Below are 2402 nucleotides of genomic sequence, written 5' to 3' on the forward strand. Positions count from 1 at the left end.
TCTGATTGCTGATTGCTGATTGCTGATTGCTTACTGTTAGTAACCAAAACTATTTCCCAGATAGTCTAAACAACTATCTGGGGATTAAAGGTAATTAACGACGATAACCCAAGTTGATCAATTTAGGCTATCGAGTGATCAATCCTCCTTTGCTTCTTTAACTAATTTGGTTATGTTAGAGTCGATGTCCCTTATTAAAGGGAGCACCTCTCCTTCAGAACCGTGCATGAAAGTTTCCCCTCACACGGCTCCTAGGTATTCTTAGCTTTTGCTTTTGCTCCAGTGTATCTGTTGGTGGCAGCTTCGGTGTACTGCTATTAAGTTCAGTTTTGACCAATTGTCGTGGTTTCCATCGATATGATGAAGATGTACAGATTCGTCTTCTAAGAACTTTAACCCACAGTGTCCACAGGAATGGTTTTGCTCTTTTAATGCGTCCGAAGTTTTACCAAAATACAATCTTGAATTTCGGCGGCTCCAGTACACTAAGTCACCGTCGTAAGGAGACTTAGTTCCTTTTACGTTTACGTGGTGATTTTGTTTGTATTTGACTTTTGGGAATCCTTTATCGCACAGTTCATTTGCTCTATACCGACTTACTTTCTTTTCCTTTCGGAACTTTCGGTTGGCAGTGTTGCGGATGAACCATAGTGAATTCCGCGAATCATTCATATCGCAACTACTGTGATAATTGCGCCATCCACGTACGATTGGAGCTAGCTTCTTAGCTTTAACTTTGGCACCATAGTTCGAGTTGTTGATTATGGCTTTGACTTTGTCACGTAATTTCTTAAAGTTTTCCACTGAGGGAATGCTTCGGAATTTTCCGTTTTGCTGGACGCGGAATCTCCATCCCAGAAAGTCAAATCCATCTGTCGATTTGGTCAGTTTGGTCTTTTCTTCGTTGATTTCCATCCCACGTTCTGCTAAGAAGTTTTTGATTTTACTCAATACTTCTTCGGCATTATCTTTTGGTTTTAGAAATATCACCATATCGTCGGCATACCGTAGACTGGTGTGTATTTCTTCTATTCCGTCAAGTGCTATGTTTGCCAGTAAAGGGCTGATGACGCCCCCCTGAGGGGTGCCCTGTTCTGGGAAGTTTGGGTTCACTCCGACTTTAAGGCATCTGTATATACCTAATTTTGTAGATGCGGGAGCTATTAGACTATCCATAATGGATTTGTGGGATATACGGTCAAAGCATTTTTTGATGTCTAATTCGATGATTCGCTTTAGTATATTGGCTTTCTTTTTAGTTCCTTTTAGTTGTTGGTATACTCCTTTTTGGACATCTTGAGCGCATCTGCCGGTTCTAAAACCATAACTATAAGCGCTGAAGGTGGCCTCATGAGCTGGTTCTAAGGCGAATTTGACTAGACATTGCCATGCTCTGTCAGCTATGGTTGGTATTTTTAGCATTCGTATTTTCCCATTTTTCTTTGGAATGGGGATTTCGCGTAGTTTACTGTGTCTCCAGTCCGAAGCACAGTTTTTTAGTCTTTCTACCAGTTCCATTCGCTGTCTGTAGGAGAGGCTTGACAGGCCGTCTACTCCAGCCGTTTTTTTCCCTTTGTTTAATTGAGTCACTTGACGGACGGCCAAAAGTTGAGCTGCGCGAGATTTCAGGATAAGTTTTTGTAAAGACCGCGCTTTCCGTAAGTCACCATCTCGAACCGCTTTATACACTCGCTTTTGTAGGCGGAAAAGATTCTGGCGGAGTTTTTTCCACTGTTGGCTTTTCCATAGGTCACTATATTTAGATATGTGTCTACCCATGCTCTTCTAGAGTTCGTGTATTCTGAATACCCGCAGCCAGTTTTCGACTGCATCCTACCCGGCAACAGGGATTAAGTTTGGCATAACTTACTAGGGTTCGACCTGTTCCTAGACCTGATAATGTTGCCGTTTTTACTCGTTCCACCTGATAGATTCTATGACGATTTAGGGCAGTCCTATTTGCCTATCCCCTTCTCAGAGATTACGGATACCGAAACGAAGTTCCGTGAGAATGAAGGGATAAAGTCTCGCATGTTCTAGTCAGATTGCGGCTTACAATTTAGACACTTTTTCAGGACTTTCGCTACTGTTACCCATGTCGTCTTCCCCATTAGCGGCAGTGTGGCACATCTGATTTACCTCTGATTCCGCCCTGTTGCCAGCTTCACTCTGTAGGTTGCCGCCTACTCGGTGTGGCCAGATAGGGAGTCACTTGTCTCTTCAAGGGAAGGATTCTCACCTTCATCCATCTGGTAGTTAGAACATAAATTCCCTAAATCATACCCCTCTCGTTTCGAAAGGCTCCTATTTAGAACGAGCCGCACCGCTTCGATAATTGTTTTAGAGTAAACGGTTAAGGCAATGACTGCGGCCACTGCTGCTCCACCTTGGATCAGGGGAGA

Annotated in this window: 2 protein-coding genes; both read right to left on the minus strand. The window is 43.2% G+C overall.

The window, feature by feature from the left end:
• Positions 1 to 261 precede the first annotated feature (261 nt).
• On the minus strand, positions 262 to 1779 hold the full coding sequence (locus tag F6K51_RS36095) for a reverse transcriptase domain-containing protein (protein WP_293030681.1): 1518 nt from the start codon (positions 1777 to 1779) through the stop codon (positions 262 to 264).
• A gap of 404 nt (positions 1780 to 2183) precedes the next feature.
• On the minus strand, positions 2184 to 2402 hold a 219-nt coding region (locus tag F6K51_RS36100), incomplete at its 5' end, for a hypothetical protein (protein WP_293030684.1).

Origin of the sequence: Moorena sp. SIO3I8, assembly GCF_010692325.1 — a bacterium.
Lineage (GTDB): Bacteria > Cyanobacteriota > Cyanobacteriia > Cyanobacteriales > Coleofasciculaceae > Moorena.

Excerpts from the sequence above, each read along its gene's own strand:
- F6K51_RS36095 (WP_293030681.1), bottom strand. The coding sequence starts at position 1,779 with ATGGGTAGACACATATCTAAATATAGTGACCTATGGAAAAGCCAACAG.